Annotated in this window: 2 protein-coding genes; both read left to right on the top strand. The window is 48.8% G+C overall.

All coding sequences use genetic code 11. From position 1 onward, the window contains the following. Positions 1 to 121: 121 nt before the first annotated feature. Positions 122 to 1,030 (top strand): Mu transposase domain-containing protein, encoded by a 909-nt coding sequence (locus tag BIZ39_RS21520; RefSeq protein WP_262385835.1) that lies wholly within the window; start codon positions 122 to 124, stop codon positions 1,028 to 1,030. Positions 1,031 to 1,038: 8 nt separating this feature from the next. Next, positions 1,039 to 1,785, top strand: a complete 747-nt coding sequence (gene istB / locus BIZ39_RS21515; protein ID WP_187448069.1) for an IS21-like element helper ATPase IstB — start codon at positions 1,039 to 1,041, stop codon at positions 1,783 to 1,785. The last annotated feature ends 79 nt before the right edge of the window (positions 1,786 to 1,864 follow it).

Below are 1,864 nucleotides of genomic sequence, written 5' to 3'. Positions count from 1 at the left end.
TTGAACACTTAAGGTAAAAATCGACTAGCCAACGATGCGTTGATCTGAGGTGTTCAAATAAAACCGGAATGGGTGTTCAAGTAAATCGGAATACGCACTTGGCGGTGTCCCCCGTTTACTTGTGCCGGATAACCTGAAGTCAGCCGTTACCAAAGCCCACCGTTACGCGCCCACACTGAATGAAAACTACGCAAAAATGGCGCGGCATTATGGCTGCGCCATTGTGCCTGCACGACCTTACAAACCCAAGGATAAAGCCAAAGCTGAAAATGCGGTACTGATTGTTGAACGCTGGATATTAATGCGATTACGACGGGAGTGCTTTTACACTTTAGCGGGCCTTAACGCACGTATCAAAGTGTTAATGGAAGAGTTAAATAATCGGCCGCAGCGCTTACATCCAGGCTCTCGTCGTGAGCAGTTTGAACTGCTCGATAAGCCCGCCTTGATGGCACTACCTGGGACTACGTATGAGTATATCGACAGTAAACGGGCGAAGGTGGGGCCTGATTACCATGTGTTGTATCAAAAACACGCTTACTCTGTACCGCACATCTTAGTGGGTAACACGGTGACCATCGAGGCGAGTGGCAGTGTGGTCAGCATATATCATCACAATCAACTGGTGACACAGCACGCTAAATCAGCAAAAGACGGTGGCTTCTCAACCCAGAAAGAACACATGCCCGATAGCCATGTAAAACAACGCTTCAGTGCAGAGCGCTTACTGCACTGGGCCGAGAATATCGGTGTGGGTACGCGCGGTGTCGTGCAGTGGCACATCCATAGCCGACAACACCCAGAGCAAGCGATTAAAAGCTGCCTAGCTATCCTAAACCTCACTAAACAACATGGTGCTGCGCGGCTGGAAGCCGCTTGCCAAAAGGCATTGCTGCTAGAACGCCCGCACAGAAGCGTAGTAATGAACTTACTCAAACATCACCAAGAAAGTGTACCGAGCACGGCGGTCGAGCAAGATGAACAACCTGTTACCCACCACAATATCCGCGGCCAACATTACTATCAATAGGATAACTCATGACACAATCTCAACTACAAGAGCAACTGCGTAGCTTACGGCTTGGGCACTTCGCTCAAGCGTTACTGCAACAACAAAGCCAAGCGACAACCTTTGATGAGATGAGCTTCGAGGAACGCTTGGGATTACTGGCACAGCACGAAATTCACTGTCGTCAAGACAGCAAAGTGAAGCGTTTACTGCGCCAAGCAACCTTGCGCTTAGAAGCTCACGCCAGCCGATTGGAATACCGTGCAGAGCGCGGTTTACGAAAAGATAAAGTCGCCACACTATTAAGCGGCCAATACTTACATCACGCCCACAACATTATCGTTACTGGTGCAACGGGGTGCGGTAAAACGTACTTCGCTTGCGCATTAGCCAGGCAAGCCTGTGAGCAGCATCATACAGTGCGATATTACCGACTTGGGCAACTTCTTGATGAGCTGAATATCGGCCACGCCGATGGCAGTTACCGACAACAGCTTGCGCAACTGGCTAAGAAAAAGCTACTCATCTTGGATGACTGGGGCATGGAAAAACTAAATGCACGACAAGCTAATGACTTACTCGATGTAATGGAAGAGCGCTATCAAAACACCAGCACTATCATAGCAAGCCAACTGCCCGTTACCGAATGGTACAAACTCATCAGCAACCCCACTGTGGCAGATGCATTACTCGACCGTTTACTGCACAACAGTCATCGAATTGAACTGGCTGGCGAATCAATGAGAAAACTAGACCAATCCGATCACTTAAGGTAAAACTGGCAAGGACGAAAAAGAAGAAGAAAAAGTGATCGGATAAAACCGAAACGACCGATCGGATTCACCGAAATACGCA

The sequence above is a fragment of the Alteromonas sp. BZK5 genome (assembly GCF_014349115.1).
Taxonomy (GTDB): domain Bacteria; phylum Pseudomonadota; class Gammaproteobacteria; order Enterobacterales; family Alteromonadaceae; genus Alteromonas; species Alteromonas macleodii.
Note: the sequence above shows the minus strand (reverse complement) of the source record. Positions and strands in the feature narration are given on the sequence as shown.

Bases quoted from the DNA above. Each gene is read 5' to 3' on its own strand.
- istB (WP_187448069.1), top strand. From the start codon at position 1,039: ATGACACAATCTCAACTACAAGAGCAACTGCGTAGCTTACGGCTTGGG.